Origin of the sequence: Embleya sp. NPDC020630, assembly GCF_044334985.1 — a bacterium.
Taxonomy (GTDB): domain Bacteria; phylum Actinomycetota; class Actinomycetes; order Streptomycetales; family Streptomycetaceae; genus Embleya.
In genome coordinates this window covers 57,550-72,209 of the sequence record NZ_JBIRUB010000027.1, presented here as the reverse complement: position 1 = coordinate 72,209, position 14,660 = coordinate 57,550, and the positions used below count along the sequence as shown (strand labels likewise).

The following is a 14,660-nucleotide window of genomic DNA, read 5'->3' as shown; positions in this document are numbered from 1 at the left end:
GAACATGCGCGGAGAGTGATCGCCCCCGAAACTGACATACATGGATAAAATCTCGCTCCGGACGGCCACGAAGGAGCAGCTCGCCTCGGCCCGCAGCACCTCGTCGGGCCGCAGCTCGACCGCCATGCTCGGCGGCTCCCGCCGGCGGTTGCGGCAGACCCTGATCGCCCTCACGGCGGGCAACTCGCTGGATCAACCGGAGAGCCCGGGCGAGGCCTCCCTGATCGTGCTGACCGGCCACATCCGGCTGACCGCGGGCGACGACTCCGTCGAGGGCACCTCCGGCGACCTGCTGGTCGTCCCCGAGGAGCCGCACACGGTGGAGGCCGTCGAGGACTCGGCCGTCATCCTGACCGTCGGCACATCGGTGACTACCCCTGGCGCTTGATCCACTCGCCGCCGCCGAGCGGGTAGTCGTAGCCGGGGCGGGCCGCGCCGGCGCTGGTGCGGAACGGCTTGCCCTTGTTGTCGACCTTGACGGTGCCGCGACGGCCGTCGGCGGCGGACCAGTCCAGGGTGAGATCCCAGCGCACGTCGTGGGCCTTGGTGTGCACCGTGACGTAGAAGACCTCGGGATCGGTGGCGCTGACCTTGTACGGAAAGTCGCGTTGGCCGTTCTTCGTGGTGACGGTGGGGCTGCCCCGGTCGAGGTCGACGTCGAAGGACTTGGTGTCGACGTCGCCGCCGCAGCCGACGCCCATCGAGTAGTCGTTCCAGGCGAGGGGCGCGCCCTTGGCGACGACGCGGACGTGCAGCGCCTCCAGGACGATCGTTTCCCGTTCGCGGCCCTGGACGGTGAGGGCGATCTGCTGCTCGTCCGAGGAGACCGCGCCGTACGCGCCGGACCAGCGCACCGCGTCCGCCTCGCCGGCGGGCGGGCCGACCTGCTCGGGGGCGCTGTCGACGAGGAAGTGTTGGCTGCACGGATTGCTGTAGACGTAGGGGCGTACAGCGATGCCGAGCGGGTCGTCGCCCGAGGCGGCTCCCGTGCTCGGCGTGCCGCCCTTCGAGGCGCCGGGCGCGACCTTTCCGGGCGGGGTGGTGCCGGTCGGGGTCGAGGCCGATCCGGTACCGGCGGTCGGCGGGGAGGCGGGGGCGGGCCCGGCGGGCCGGTCGCCGGCGGCCGGCGGGGCGGTGGGCACGGGGCCGGAGTCGGCCGCCGTGCGAGCGCCGGAACCGTCGCCGTCGTCGCCGGACAGCGGGTACGCGACGACCAACACGGCGCCGAGCACGGCCGCGGCCGCGGCGAGGCCAACCGCGGCACGGCGACGCCGCACGGGGTTGGGAGCGGGAGCATGCGGCGGCCCAACGACCGTCACCGTGTCGTCGCGCCCCGGCCCCTGCTCGGACGAGCCGACCGAACCGGCCGAGCCCGAGAAGCCGACCGGGGACGCTTCGCGCGAAGCCGCCGAGCCGGCCGGGAACACTCCGGAGCCGGAAGCCCCGGCAGCCCCGCCCCCGGCTCCCGAGCCCGCCCCCGACACGCCATCCCCGCCCGCCTGCCCGGCCGAGCCCTCGACCGCCCCGGCGTCGCCCCCCTCCACCGCCCCAACCGACCCACCCGCTGCCGCAACCGGACCCGCAACCGCAGTGGGCCCCGAGGCCGGAGCCGAAGCTGAGACCCCGGTCGGAACCTGGCCCCCGGCCGGGGGCCGGGCCGAAGCCTCAGCGGCAGCCGAAGCCGGAGTCGGAGCCCCGGCGGAAGTCGAGGGCGAGGTCGAACCCAAGGCCGAAGCCCCGTCCGGACCCGGCCCCGGAGCCGGCGTCGGCGCCAAGGCCGGCGCTGGGACCTCGGTCGGAGCCTGGCCCCCGGCCGGGATCCGGGCCGGGGGCCGGGCCGAAGCCTCAGCGGCAGCCGGAGCCGGGGCCCCGGCGGAAGTCGGGGTCGAGGTCGGGCCCAAGGCCGAAGCTCCGGCCGGAGGCGAAGTCGAGCCCGAAGACACAGCCCCCGCCGAAGGCGAAGTCGGGGCCGGGGCCGGGGCCGGAGGCAAAGTCGGGGTCGGGGTCGGCGCCGGCGCCGGCGCCGAATCCGGAGGCGAAGCCCCCACCGGAGGCGAAGTCGGGGTCGGGGACTCGGCCGGATGTGGCATCGGCGTGCGTGGGCCGGGTGCTTCCGGGCGGCGGCCCCGCATCGCGTCGGCCAGGATCCAGTGCCGGTGCAGCTCCACCAGCTCCTGTGGTGTCGCCCGGCAGACCCTCGCGAAGCGCTCCACCGGTGCGTACTCGTTCGGCACCGCGGTGCCGTTGCAGTAGCGGTGCAGTGTCGAGGTGCCCATGTGCAGCCGCTTGGCCAGCGCCCCGTAGCTGAGCCCCGAGCGGTCCTTCAGCCCCCGCAACAAACGCGCGAACGCCTCCGTTTCCGCTGCTCCCGCTGCCTCCGACACCCGTTCCTCCATCTCCCCGTATCCCAAGCCGGCGTTCCAGGGGCCCGGCATTTCCCCTGGTCAGACCCGGTTTCGCCGTTCCGGCGTCCCCAATCGGCCGCTGTCCGTAGCGGCTGGGACGAACCCTGTCACAGGCTCGTGATCGTTCAAGCAGCGCATCACCCGAACTCCCGAGGAGCCCGATCACATGTCCCGCGTCCGCACTTCCCGCACCCGTCTCGCCGGTGTCACGACGCTCGCACTGGCCGCGCTCCTGCTGACCGCGTGCAACAACGACTCGGACAAGGACGCCAAGCCGGCCGCCGCCCCCGCCGTGACCACCACGCCCAGCGCCCCCGCGGCCGCCGCACCGACCGCGGCGCCGATCGCCACGGCCCCCGCCGGCGCCCCCTCCTCCCGACCCGCCTCCTCGAACACCAAGCCGGGCTCGGCCTCCGGCCAGGACTCGGGCGGGCGTACCGATGCCGACAACGCGGTCACCTGCGAGGGCTCCAACACCAAGACCGTCGCGGCCCCGCTGAACCGCCCGATCAACCACGTGCTCCTGACCGTCACCAACACCGGCGGCAAGATGTGCTTCCTCTACGGCTACCCGGCCCTGCGCTTCGGCGACGCCCAGTCCGTACCCCCGGTCATCGACGAGTCGAAGCCGCAGGCGGTCGTCACGCTCAAGCCCGGCGAGTCCGGCTACGCCTCCGTCACCTTGTCCGCCGTGGACGGCAACGGCGGCACCGGCCACACCGAGCAATCCCTCACCGTCTACTTCCACGGCCCCTCGGGCAACCAAAACGTCGGCAGCGGTGCCACCCCGTCGCTGCCCGCCAAGGGCCTGTACATCGACGACTCCCTCAAGACCACCTACTGGCAGCAGTCCATGGACGACGCCACCAGCTGGTAGCCCGCCCCGGGAGCCGAGCCGGCACCGCCCGGAAACGCTCCGACGTCCACCCGACCCCGTCCGCTATCCTGTGCGCGGGATCCGATCCCGGGGACGGAAAGCCCATCACCCCCGGACCCGGTTCCCCGCCCCGCCTCCTTAGCTCAGGGGATAGAGCACCGCTCTCCTAAAGCGGGTGTCGCAGGTTCAAATCCTGCAGGGGGCACGCCGCCTGATCAGGCAAGGAACCCCGGCCCCGGCCGGGGTTTCGGCGTGATCCGGTGTCACTGGTCCAGGTATGCGAGGACCGCCAGCACCCGGCGGTTGTCGCCGTCGGCCGGTAGTAGGCCCAGCTTGGTGAAGATGCTGCTTATGTGCTTGGCGACGGCCTTCTCCGAGATGAAGAGGGACTGGGCGATGCCCGCGTTGGAGCGGCCCTGGGCCACCCACACCAAGACCTCGCGTTCGCGGCCGGACAGGGTGCTCATGTTCTCGTCGCGCTCCTTGCGCACCAGGAGCTGGGAGATCACGTCGGGGTCCATCACGGTGCCGCCCTCGGCCACCCGTCGGATGGAGTCCAGGAACTGCGCTCCGTTGGTCACCCGGCCCTTGAGGATGTAGCCGATCCCGTTGCCGCCGCTGCTCAGCAACTCGCGCGCGTACAGCGGCTCGACGTACTGGGACAGAAGCAGCACGGGCAGGTCGGGCATCTCGCGCCGGGCGGCGAGGACCGCGCGCAGGCCCTCGTCGGTGAAGTTCGGCGGCAGCCGGACGTCGACGATCGCGACGTCCGGTCGTTCCTCGGTGAGCGACTCCAGCAGGTCCGCTCCGTTTTCCACCGCGGCCACGATCTCGTGGCCGTGTGCCTCCAGGAGGCGGATCAGTCCGTCCCTAAGGAGGAAGTGGTCTTCGGCGAGGACAATTCGCACGGAAGCTCCATCGTCACCATCGTCGGGCCGTTGACGGGGCTGTTCACGGCCAGTACACCGTCGAAAGTGGCAAGTCGTCGCTCGACGCCCTGCAGACCGGTGCCACGAGCGGCGTCCGCGCCGCCGTGTCCGGTGTCGGTGATGGTGACGCGCAGCATTCCGTGATCGTAACGGACGTCGATCCAGGCCCGGTCCGCGTTCGAGTGCTTGGCGACGTTGGTGAGGATCTCCGAGATCGCGAAGTACGCGGCCGACTCGATCGGCATCTCGGGGCGTCCCGGCAGGTCGACGGTGACCTCGGTGGGGACCGGGCAGACCATGGCCAACGACCGCACCGCGTCGACGAGTCCGCGGTCGGCGAGCACCGGCGGGTGGATGCCGCGGACCAGATTGCGCAGTTCCTGCAACGCCTTGGCCGAGGACTGGCGTGCCTCGATCAGCAGGGCGCGCACGGCCTCGGGGTTGGTCTCCAGGAGGCGTTCCGCGGCGTCCAGGTTCATGCCCATCGCCACCAGGCGTGCCTGGGCGCCGTCGTGCAGGTCGCGCTCGATCCGGCGGATCTCGGCCATCTGTGTGTCCGCCGCGTCCGAGCGGGTCGTGGCCAGGTGCTCGATGCGGCCGGCCATCATCTCGTTCTCGCTCGGGGCGAGCATCGCGTAGGTGTACAGGGCGTGCTTGTGGACGGCGCGGGGCGCCATCCACAGGGCCAGCGGCAGGTGCAGCAGGCCGAGGATACCCGCGAGCACCGCGGTGGCCGATCCCCCGACCGGGATGAAGTAGTACCAGAGGCCGTCCCACTCCTCGGAGAGCGGGACGCCGAAGAAGGCGAGGAAGATGCCCCACGCGCCGCCGAGGAGCAGGGCGATCGGGAAGAAGGCCAGGAAGGCGCCGGCGACGGGGTCGGAGAGCACCCAGACGAACTCCCGCCGCAGTTGCGGGTCGTTCATGATCCAGCGGTAGCGGGCAATCACTCCCGAGGCGCCCGCGGGCACCGGCGGCTGCCGGCCGGCCGGGGTCGGGATCCGCACGCCGGACCAGCGCGCGGCCAGCACGCGTTGGCGGTTGCTCAGCCCGCGTACGCCCTCCATGGCGCGCGGCACCATGCCGAGGCCCGGACCCACCAGGGTGATCGCGGAGGAGACGGCAAGGGAGCGGCCGAGGGCCGCGATCGACATCCAGCACAGGACCAACGCCCGCCGCAGACCGACGAACCCGGCAGGGACGGAGAACCCTTTGATCTCGCCCGACGACGGGCTTTCCCCGGGCTGCGTCGTGCCGTCCATGTATTCACTCCTCTTGCCATTCGCAGTGTCCCGGCCACAGTGGCCGTGTCGCTATTGTGGCGGAGGTCGGGCACCGAAATCGGTAGTATTTACTCCCCTCTTGGACGGCGGAGGGGGGTGTTTCCCCTACCTCCGTCAGGGCGCGGCCAGAGGCGTCCCGGGGGCGACGAAGAGCGACAGGGTATCCGCCACGCAGGCCGCCTGCTGCCGGCCCTCGACCTCCACCGTCATGCGCACCGCGGTCAGGTGACCCGAGGGCGTTTCGCGGACGTTGGTGAGCCTGGCGCCGCCGCGGACCCGGGCCCCGACCGGCACGGGGCGGGGGAAACGCACCTTGTCCAAGCCGAAGTTGACGCCCAGCTCCACCTTCTCGATCGCGAAGATCGCCCGCATCATCGCGGGCAGCAGCGCGAGCGTCATATAGCCGTGGACGATGGTCCCGCCGAACGGTCCGGTCGCCGCCCGCTCGGGGTCCACGTGAATCCACTGGAGGTCGCCGGTCGCACCGGCGAATTGGTCGACGCTTCCCTGGGTGACTTCGAGCCATTCGCTGTAGCCGAGGTGTTCGCCGGCCGCGCCGGCGAATTCCTCAAGGCTGGAAAAGGATCTCATGCGGCAGATTCTGTGTGGGCGTCGAGGACGCGGCAAGGTGCTCCGGGGCCGGTTGTTCGTTCGGTCAGCGCGCCGTCAGCCGGCTGTCAGCGGTCGCCCGGGATGGCCCCGTCGCGGCGCGCGCACAGCCGGCCCGGCACGGTGTCAGCCGTAGCGCTTGAGCTCGTGGAAGAAGTCCGGGACGGTGTGCAGTCCGTCCGTCTCGCGCACGCGGTCGTACACGTACTTCGCGACGGCCATGTCGAGAACGCCCAGGCCGAACGGCGAGAAGACCACCGGCCGGTCGGCCGGCGGGGTGATCGCCCCGGTGAGCACGTCGTACAGGGTGCCGGCGACGAACTCGCGGTTGCCGACCGCCTGTTCGGCCAGATGCGGCGAGGTGTTCGCCTTCATGCAGTGCTCGATGTCGTCGACGATGTTCCACGAGTCCAGGACGATCTCGGGGGACAGATCCCGCAGGGAGACGTGCAGCACCAGCGGGTTGTGCGCGAACCATCGCGGGTCGCTCACATGCGGCTCGCCCGCTACGGTGGCGAAGACCACCAGATCGCTGGAGCGGATCAGGTCCTCGGCCTTGTCGTGGATGGTGATCCCGCGGTCCTCGCCCTCGGCCCGGCGCAGGTAGCCCGCGAAGCCCTCGGCGTACTCGGCCGACACGTCGTGCACGCCGATCGACTCGAAGGCGAAGCCGCTGCCCACGAGGTACCGGTGTACATAGCGGGCGATCAGGCCGACCCCGAAGAAGCCCACCCGCGTGGGGCGTTGCCCGCGCGCCGCGCCGAGCCGCGCCGCCGCGAGGGCCGCGGACGCGGCGGTGCGCGCCGCGCTGATGATGGAGCTCTCCAGGCACGCGAACGGGTAGCCGGTCTCGGCGTCGTTGAGAATGAGCACGGCCGAGGCGCGCGGGATGCCGGCGGCCACGTTCTCCGGGAAGCTGGAGATCCACTTGATGCCGTGCACCTCCACGTCGCCCTTGATCGACGCGGGCAGCGCGATGATCCGCGACGACGGACGATCGGGGAAGCGCAGGAAGTACGAGTCGGGGTTGACCGTCTGCCCCTCGCCGTGCAGCCGGTAGGCGGCCTCGATCGTCGCGACGACCTCTTCCTCACGCCCGCTGAGGACTCGGTCCACCTGAGCGCCGGAGACCACGGCGAAGGAAGGTACCTGATTCATGGGAACACTGCTCCTGGTGGGACGAAAGAACCCGGTCGGGATGGGAAGGTGATCGGTCGCGGGCGGGCCGACCCTCAGCCGATGCGGGCCAGGCCCTTCGCGCCCCGCCGCGCCTGTCCGCGCGAGACGACCAGCGGGTCCCAGTCCGGTGCCCGTTCGGGCAGTCTGGAGGCGTCGCCGAGCACCGCGCCGGTGTACGCCTCGGCGAACAGCCCGCGGCCGAGGATGCGCGAGGCGGCGGCGATTCCGCAGGTCGCCACACCGCCGATGCCGCTGCCGTAGCGGACGTTCTGGCCGACCACGTACAAACCCTCGACCTCGGTCCGCACGTCGGGCCGCCGGGCCGTGCCGCCCCAGGTGGCCATGCCGTACGGTGTGCCGCCGCCGGCTCGGATGTAGCGCTCGTTGGTCAGCGGAGTCGCCGTCTCCACGTGTGTGATGCGGCTGCGGAACGGGCCGAGGATCTTCTCGGCGGTGTCCAGCATCGCCTCGGTCAACTCCCGCTTGCGGGCGAGGTAGATGGGGTTGCGGCGGTACGGCTCGCCGTCCACCGGTCCGCCCGGCACCCCCCAGAAGTCGTAACCGAACGGGCAGTTCATCATGAGCTGGAAGTTGCTGTGGCCGGGCGGGCATACGGCGTGCGCCCCCGGGTCCCTGAGGGAGGCGAAGAACAGGGCGAGTTGCGACACCGTGTCCATCGTTTTGTCGCGCGCGTACCGCTCCAGCATCGCCGCGTGCGCGCCCTCCATGTCGTCGCTGCCGTGCCACCAGATGTTGGCGTTGGGCAGCGCCGGCAACTCGGTGTCCAGCGCGACGTACACCGAGACGATGGCATTGCGCATGGTCGCCTCGCGGGTCCGTGCCACGACGCCGGCGGGGAAGGCCGCCTCGCCGCCGCACAGGTCGAGGACGGTGCGCCGGTAGTCCGCGTTGGAGATGATCAGCGGCGCCGAAATGCGCTGCCCGTCGGTGAGTTCGACGCCGGTGGCGCGCCCGTTCTCGATCAGGATGCGGCGTGCCTCGCACCGGGTGCGCAGCTCGCCGCCGTACGCCTCGAGCGCCTCGACGAACGCGGCCACCAGGGCCTGTCCGCCGCCCTCGGGGTAGTACGCGCCGCGCAGGTAGTGGTCGGTGATGTTGACGTGCTCGGCGAAGCCGACCCCGTCGGGCATCGAGCCGTAGTTGCCGGCCTGGGCCGCGATCAGGGTTCGCCCCTTGGCGGACAGGCCGCAGTGGTCCAGGGCCTCGCCCAGCGTACGGCGGGTCCAGCGCATCGCCTCCGGGAACCTGCGGCACAACTGCGCCATCGAATCGCCGGTCAGACTGGCCCGGTTCACGGCGGCCAGCGACGTGGCGAGGTCGATGAAACGGTCGACGCGGTCGGCCTCCTCGGGCAATGCCTGCCTGAGCCGAGCGGCGTAGGCGTCCCACCCGGCCGGCACGTCCAGGGTCGCGGTGGGCGTCATGACCCGGTCGAAGCCGTGCTCGTTGTCCATGGGCAAAAAGCGCACCCGGTCGCGGACGCCGAGCCCGGACAGGATCGTGGGAATGAGCCCGTCGGGCCCGCAGTCGCCGAGGTAGTGCATGCCGACGTCGAACTCGTACTTGCGCCGCCTGCGGAAGGCGTGCGCGTTGCCGCCCGCCACGTCGTGCTGTTCGAGGACGAGCACACGGCGCCCGTCGGCGGCCAGATAGCCGCCGGTGACCAGGCCGCCGATGCCGCTGCCGACGACGATCACGTCGTAGCCGTCCCGAAGGCCCCCGGCCCCCTGCGTTCCGGTCCCCATCAGAAGGTGCCACCACCGTGGATCTCGAAGACCGACCCCGTGATGTACGAGGCCCGGTCCGAGACCAGGAAGGACACCAGGTCCGCCACCTCCTCGGGGCGGCCGGCGCGGCCGAGCGCCACGTTCTTCAGCATCCGCTCCACCGCGGCCTCGGACATGTCGTCGACCATGTCGGTCGCGATCAGGCCCGGGGCGACCACGTTGGCACGCACACCGCGTGGCCCGCACTCCTTGGCGAGGGACTTGGTGAATCCGATGATCCCGGCCTTGGAGGCGGCGTAGTTGGCCTGCCCGATGTTTCCGTGGATCCCGGAGACCGAGGACAGGTTGACGATCGCGCCGTTCCTGCGCTTGCTCATGGAGAACGCGGCGGCGCGGCACACGTGGTAGACGCCGTCCAGATTGGTCCGCAGGACCTGGCCCCAGTCCTCTTCGGGCATCAGGATCACCGGCCGGTCCCGGGTGATGCCCGCCGAGGTGACGGCGACGTCGACGGGGCCGAGTTCGCGCTCGGTCCGCGCGTACCAGTCGCGCACGTCCGCCGCGTCGGACACGTCGCAGCGGGCGGCGCTGATGCGCGTGCCGAACTCGGCTGCCTGCTTGGCGAGTTCCTCGGCGGCCTCGTCGTTCGAGCGGTAGCAGAACGCGACGTCGTACCCGTCCCGGGCCAGGCGCAGCACGATGGCCTTGCCGATGCCCCGGGACCCGCCGCTGACCAGCGCGATCATGCGTGCTCCCCCAGCAGTCGCAGGACGGCACAGGCCACCGCGCCGTCCCGGTCGACGGCGGACACCAGCGCGATCCGGCCGGACGAGGTCGGGTCGGCCTCGGCCACCCCGAGCACCGCCTGGATCTGGAAGGAGGCGGAGGCCGCGCTGGTGTCGCCGAGCAGCTCCATGGACGGCACCCGGGTCAGCGCGTCGGCGGGCAGCAGCGCCGCCAGCGCCTCCGACTCGGCCCGTCCGGCGGCGGTGGGGGCGGCGCACGGGACGGCCGCCCACACCTCGTCTGGGGTGACGCCCGCGCGGTTCAGGGCGCGGCGCACGCAGCCGGTGACGGCGGCCCGCGGGTCGTCATCGATGTCGATGCCGCTCTCGATGCTCAACACCGCGGCCAGCGCGGGGCGTTCGGCGGCGCCGGCGTGCTCGACCAGGAAGAGCCCGCAGCCCTCGCCGAGCAGCGGCGAGGGGTCGCCGGCCGCGAGGGCGGTGTACTCGAACCAGGCGTGGATGGCGGAGAACTCCTCGGCCGAACCCACCAGGTACTTCGTCGCACGGCCCTGGCTCATCAGCCGCCGCGCGTAGTTGAGGGCGAGCAGCCCGCTGACCCGGCCGCCCGCGACCGTCGTATTGGGGCCCTTGAGGTCGTGCCGGATCGCGCAGGCTCCCGCGGCGTGGTTGAGGCTGCCGAAGGGGATGCGGCCCGCGTCGACGTGGAAGGGCAGCGCGTTCGTATAGGACTGACGCAGGAGGTCCGTCATGTTCTCCAGGCTGCCCATGGAGATGCCGAGAACCACACCGGTGGCCTCGTCGGTCCGCACCACCCTGTTGCCTTCGGCGTCCAGGAGCAGCCCGTCGGAGGCGACCAGGGCCAGCGCGGTGAGCCGGTCCATCTTGGCCGTGCCCGTCGGGCCGAGCAGGCCCGGGATGTCGAAGTCCGGGACCGTGCAGACGTTGGGCGACGGCAGCGTGCCGAGCGCCGCGTCCGCCTTCACGGCCGTCTTCGCGCCGCCGCGCACGCCCGCGGCGAAGGCTTGGCGGGTCACGCCGTGCGGGGATACGGCCGACCACCCGGTGATGACGAGCGTCTCCGGCGGCAGCGAGGCCGCCGGGGTGACTGCTGCGGTACTCATGGTGGGACTCACTCTCCGTACGTCCCCAGAATCAGGATGGCGTTGTTGCCGGCGAAGGCGCTGGAGTTGTTCTGCACGAGCCGCACGTCCGCGTCGAGGGCGTGGTTGGGCACCACGTCGAGCGGGCAGGCCGGGTCCGTCTCCCGATGGTGGATGGTCGGCGGAATGAACCCGTGCTCGATGGCGAGGCTGCAGGCGATGGCGCCGAGGGCGCTCGCCGCTCCCATCGCGTGGCCGAGCATCGACTTCAGGGCCACGGTGCGCGGCGGCGCGTCGCCGTACACGTCGAGGATGGCGGCCGACTCCGTGCGGTCGTTGGCCTTGGTGCCGGTGCCGTGCGCGGAGATGAAGTCGATCTCCTCCTTCTTGACCCCGGCGTCGTCCAGGGCGAGGCGAATGCCGCGCGCGATCCCGACGCGGTCCGGGGCGGTGGCGTGATTGGCGTCGCAGCTGAGGCCGTAGCCGAGCACCTCGGCGTAGATGTGCGCGCCGCGCGCCAGCGCCGACTCCAGGCTCTCCAGAACGAGGATGCCCGCACCCTCGCTGGTGAGGATGCCCTGCCGGTTCTTGTCGAAGGGCCGTACCACGTCCGGGGTGAGCGCGCCGAACCGCTTGAAGGTGAGGTACGCCTTGCGGCACACCGCGTCGGCTCCGCCGCACAGCGCGATGTCGACCTCGCCGGAGCGGATCGCGTCCAGGCCGTAGCCGATCGAGTAGTTGCCCGCCGCGCAGGCCGTCGTGATGGTGGTGGCCTCCACGTTCGGTATGCGCAGCTCGCGGGCGATCACGGTGCTCAGCCGGCCCGCGTTGATGCGGCGGGACAGGACCGGGTCCATGGCCTCCGGGTCCCCGGCGGCCAGTTCCTGCTCGACGAGCACGCCGATGTCGTGCGACTCGCCGTCGGTGGTGCCGATGCTGATGAGCGCCTGCCGCTCACGCAGGTCGGCCTCGCCGAGTCCGGCGTCCTCCACCGCCATCCGGGCGGCGGCGACGGCGAACTGCCCGGCGCGGCCCATGTCGTCGAGGGGTACGTTGCGGATCCAGCGCTCCGGTTCGAACTCGGAGACCTCGCATGCGGTGTTGTGGCCGAACCCCGCGGTGTCGAAGCGGGTGATCGGCCCGGCGCCGGAGCGGCCGGCCCGCAGCGCCGCGGTGAACTCCTCGACACCCGTGCCGATGCTGGAGATCGCGCCGAGGCCGGTGAGGACGGCCCGGCGGCGATTCGCCGGTGCGCGGGCGGGGGGCGCCGGTGGTGGCTGTGCGGTGGACATCGGACTCCTTAAGCAGTGGGGTGCCTGTGGATGGGGGGTCCGGGACGGGAACCCCCGCTGCTCACCAACCGGCGGCGGCGGCGGTCACCTGGTACGTGGTCTCCACGTTCACCATCTTCGGGAGCTCGTCCATGTCGATGACGATGGAGTACTCCATCTCCAGGGCGCTGAGCACGTCGATGAGTTTCAGGGAGTCGGCGCCCAGTTCGTCGATGAACAGCGTGTCGTCCGCGAACTCTGTGTGTACATCGATGTTCTCGGCGATGATTTCCCTGATGCGGGTAAGGCGCTCGGGCACAACCGTGGTCATGTTTTTTTCTCCGTTTCCCAGGTTCTCGAATTTGCCTTACGGCAAAAATTAGTCAGCCTCGATGACGGGCCGATGACATTCAACTGACCGCTCACTGACGGCGGTTGCCGGTCACCTTCCGACGGCCTTTTCGAAGCCCCGTACGCTGCCGGCGACCGCGATGACCAGGATCGTCGTCAGGGTGATGGTGGCGACCACGCCCGGGTGGTCGGCGGCGAACCCGCTGCCCGCCGCGCCCGACGGGTCGTTGCCCCACAGCCTGCGGCAGGTGGTGATGACGGCGGTGACCGGGTTCCATTGGGCCACCGGGCGCAGCCATTCCGGCAGGCCGTTCACACCGACATACGCATTGGAAAGAAAGCTGAAGACGACGAGCACGAGCGCGCCCGTGCCGTCGATGGCCTCGACATTCTTCTGGGTGGTGCCGAGGAGAATTCCGAGCCACAGCATGGTGTAGATGAAGGCGAGCAGCACGGCGAATCCGGCGGCGGTGCGCAGCACGCCCTCGTGCGGCCGCCAGCCGACGGCCAGGCCGACCAGGGACACCGCCGTCAGGCTGACCGCGCCGACGCACAGGTCGGCCAGGGTGCGGCCGATGAGCACCGAACTCGGCGCGATCGGCAACGAGCGGAACCGGTCCACCAGGCCGTGGCGCAGATCGAGGGCGACACCGATGGCCGTGGGGCCGACGCCGGACAGGCCGACCTGGACGGCGATGCCCGCCAGGATGAAGTCCTCGTACGGGACTCCGCCGGGGACGTTCATCGACTTGCGAAAGAGGTAGCCGACGGCGACGAGCATCACCAGCGGCGTCATCGTCACGAGCACGAGCCGGCCGGGTGAGCGGCGCAGGTGGATCAGATGGCGTCCGGCCAGGGCGAGGGTGTCGCCGAGGTAGCCGAGCAGCGCGCCCCTGGACTCCGCGGATCGCGGCACCGGGGACGAGGCCGCGGGGACGGCCGCCGGCGGCGACACCACGGCATCGGTCGTCGATGTCATCGCCGGCTCTCCTTCTTTTGTCCCGTGCCCGTGAGCTGGAAGAACACGTCGTCGAGCGTGGGCTTGCACACCTCGAAGTCGACGGTGTCCACGCCCTTTTCGCGCAGGGCGACGGCGGCGCGCGCCACCTCGTCCAAGCCGCCCCGGTCGAGGTGCACCGATACCCGCAAGGTGGCCGGGTCGGCGACCGGTTCCTGGGCGCTGCCGAGCGTGGCGAGCGCGGCGACCGCGTCGGCCAGGCTTTCCGGGCGGGCCACGGTCACCTCCAGGCGTTCGCTGCCGACCATGCGCTTGAGCGCCGCGGGGGTGTCCTCGGCGATGACGCGGCCCGCGTCGATGACGGCGATGCGATCGGCGAGCGCGTCCGCCTCCTCCAGGTACTGGGTGGTGAGCAGGATGGTCACGCCGTTGGCGACCAGGTCGCGCACCACGTCCCACAGGACGCTTCGGCTGGTGGGGTCCAGGCCCGTGCTGGGCTCGTCGAGGAACAACACCTGCGGATCGCCGATGACACAGGTCGCCAGGTCGAGCCGGCGGCGCATGCCGCCCGAGTAGGTGCCCACGGTGCGGTCGGCGGCGTCGGTCAGCTCGAACCGCTCCAGCAGCTCGGCCGCGCGCAGGGCCGCGCCGCGTCGTCCGTAGCGCAGCAGCTTGGCCAGCAGGACCATGTTCTCGCGCCCGGTGAGCAGTTCGTCGACGGCCGCGTACTGTCCGGCGAGGCCGATGCGCCGCCGGACCTCCTTGCCCTCGCGCACCACGTCGTGCCCGGCGACGACGGCGCGGCCGGCGGACGGCTCGACCAGGGTGGCGAGGATGCGGACGGTGGTCGTCTTGCCGGCGCCGTTGGGGCCGAGTACGCCCAGGACGGTGCCGGCCGGCACCGCCAGATCGACGCGGTGCAGTGCCGTGTGGCCGCGGTACTGCTTCTGCAGCCCTTCGGCGAGGATGGCCAGATCGGACGAGGCCACGGTCATCCCGCCCGACGCTGCAGGCTGAGCGGACGCATGTCCGTCCAGTCGCGCTCGATGTGGGCCACGGCCGTGGCGCGGTCGGTCTCCGCGAGCGCCACCCGCCAGCCGTCGGGCACGGCGGCGAAGGACGGCCACAGGGAGTACTGCCCCTCGTCGTTGACGAGGACGAGGAACCGGCCGTCTTCGCGGTCAAAGGGGTTGGCCATGGA

The 14,660-nt window shown here is 71.4% G+C and carries 15 protein-coding genes, 1 tRNA gene and 1 pseudogene; 3 read left to right on the top strand and 14 right to left on the bottom strand.

The features are described from left to right. Positions 1–40: 40 nt before the first annotated feature. Entirely contained in the window at positions 41–388 is a 348-nt protein-coding gene (locus tag ACH4XV_RS43045; RefSeq protein ID WP_395799110.1) for a LuxR family transcriptional regulator, read from the top strand. Here ACH4XV_RS43045 and ACH4XV_RS43040 read toward each other — a convergent pair. Together ACH4XV_RS43040 and ACH4XV_RS43035 are read right to left on the bottom strand one after the other, a co-directional pair. Further along, entirely contained in the window at positions 372–1,220 is an 849-nt protein-coding gene (locus tag ACH4XV_RS43040) for a hypothetical protein (RefSeq protein ID WP_395799147.1), read from the bottom strand. The two genes, ACH4XV_RS43045 and ACH4XV_RS43040, sit on opposite strands and share 17 nt — an antisense overlap. Positions 1,221–2,219: 999 nt before the next feature. Then, positions 2,220–2,396, bottom strand: a pseudogene (locus tag ACH4XV_RS43035) (helix-turn-helix domain-containing protein); the annotation flags it as partial. A gap of 175 nt (positions 2,397–2,571) precedes the next feature. On the opposite strand from ACH4XV_RS43035, the gene ACH4XV_RS43030 reads away from it, so the two are divergent. Beyond that, complete coding sequence (locus ACH4XV_RS43030) at positions 2,572–3,282, top strand: DUF4232 domain-containing protein (RefSeq protein ID WP_395799108.1); 711 nt, start codon at positions 2,572–2,574, stop codon at positions 3,280–3,282. A 132-nt stretch (positions 3,283–3,414) separates the two neighbouring features. Next, positions 3,415–3,487 (top strand) — tRNA-Arg (locus ACH4XV_RS43025). Positions 3,488–3,545: 58 nt separating this feature from the next. Here the strand turns inward: ACH4XV_RS43025 and ACH4XV_RS43020 are convergent. The 12 genes from ACH4XV_RS43020 to ACH4XV_RS42965 all read right to left on the bottom strand — a co-directional run bounded on the left by ACH4XV_RS43020 (position 3,546) and on the right by ACH4XV_RS42965 (position 14,657). Beyond that, entirely contained in the window at positions 3,546–4,190 is a 645-nt protein-coding gene (locus ACH4XV_RS43020) for a LuxR C-terminal-related transcriptional regulator (protein ID WP_395799106.1), read from the bottom strand. Then, positions 4,142–5,473, bottom strand: coding sequence for a sensor histidine kinase (locus tag ACH4XV_RS43015; RefSeq protein WP_395799104.1), 1,332 nt, complete (start codon positions 5,471–5,473; stop codon positions 4,142–4,144). The genes ACH4XV_RS43020 and ACH4XV_RS43015 overlap by 49 nt, the downstream gene beginning before the upstream one ends. A gap of 135 nt (positions 5,474–5,608) precedes the next feature. After that, positions 5,609–6,085 carry a MaoC family dehydratase gene (locus ACH4XV_RS43010; RefSeq protein ID WP_380009127.1) on the bottom strand — a complete coding sequence of 159 codons (477 nt, stop codon included), beginning with the start codon at positions 6,083–6,085 and terminating at the stop codon, positions 5,609–5,611. 144 nt (positions 6,086–6,229) lie between these two features. Beyond that, positions 6,230–7,261 carry a 2,3-diaminopropionate biosynthesis protein SbnB gene (gene sbnB, locus ACH4XV_RS43005; RefSeq protein WP_395799101.1) on the bottom strand — a complete coding sequence of 344 codons (1,032 nt, stop codon included), beginning with the start codon at positions 7,259–7,261 and terminating at the stop codon, positions 6,230–6,232. A gap of 74 nt (positions 7,262–7,335) precedes the next feature. Next, positions 7,336–9,048, bottom strand: coding sequence for a phytoene desaturase family protein (locus ACH4XV_RS43000; RefSeq protein ID WP_395799099.1), 1,713 nt, complete (start codon positions 9,046–9,048; stop codon positions 7,336–7,338). Next, positions 9,048–9,776 carry a 3-oxoacyl-[acyl-carrier-protein] reductase gene (fabG, locus tag ACH4XV_RS42995; protein WP_395799098.1) on the bottom strand — a complete coding sequence of 243 codons (729 nt, stop codon included), beginning with the start codon at positions 9,774–9,776 and terminating at the stop codon, positions 9,048–9,050. Before fabG ends, ACH4XV_RS43000 begins: the two co-directional genes overlap by 1 nt. Further along, positions 9,773–10,900: a beta-ketoacyl synthase N-terminal-like domain-containing protein gene (locus ACH4XV_RS42990; protein ID WP_395799096.1), complete on the bottom strand. Its 1,128-nt coding sequence runs from the start codon at positions 10,898–10,900 to the stop codon at positions 9,773–9,775. Before ACH4XV_RS42990 ends, fabG begins: the two co-directional genes overlap by 4 nt. Positions 10,901–10,908: 8 nt before the next feature. Continuing rightward, on the bottom strand, positions 10,909–12,171 hold the full coding sequence (locus tag ACH4XV_RS42985) for a beta-ketoacyl-[acyl-carrier-protein] synthase family protein (RefSeq protein WP_395799094.1): 1,263 nt from the start codon (positions 12,169–12,171) through the stop codon (positions 10,909–10,911). 61 nt (positions 12,172–12,232) lie between these two features. After that, on the bottom strand, positions 12,233–12,481 hold the full coding sequence (locus tag ACH4XV_RS42980; RefSeq protein ID WP_395799092.1) for an acyl carrier protein: 249 nt from the start codon (positions 12,479–12,481) through the stop codon (positions 12,233–12,235). A 111-nt stretch (positions 12,482–12,592) separates the two neighbouring features. Next, positions 12,593–13,480: an ABC transporter permease gene (locus tag ACH4XV_RS42975; RefSeq protein WP_395799090.1), complete on the bottom strand. Its 888-nt coding sequence runs from the start codon at positions 13,478–13,480 to the stop codon at positions 12,593–12,595. Next, complete coding sequence (locus ACH4XV_RS42970; protein WP_380009104.1) at positions 13,477–14,454, bottom strand: ATP-binding cassette domain-containing protein; 978 nt, start codon at positions 14,452–14,454, stop codon at positions 13,477–13,479. Before ACH4XV_RS42970 ends, ACH4XV_RS42975 begins: the two co-directional genes overlap by 4 nt. After that, positions 14,451–14,657, bottom strand: coding sequence for an MbtH family protein (locus ACH4XV_RS42965; RefSeq protein ID WP_395799087.1), 207 nt, complete (start codon positions 14,655–14,657; stop codon positions 14,451–14,453). The genes ACH4XV_RS42970 and ACH4XV_RS42965 overlap by 4 nt, the downstream gene beginning before the upstream one ends. Between the last annotated feature and the right edge of the window lie 3 nt (positions 14,658–14,660).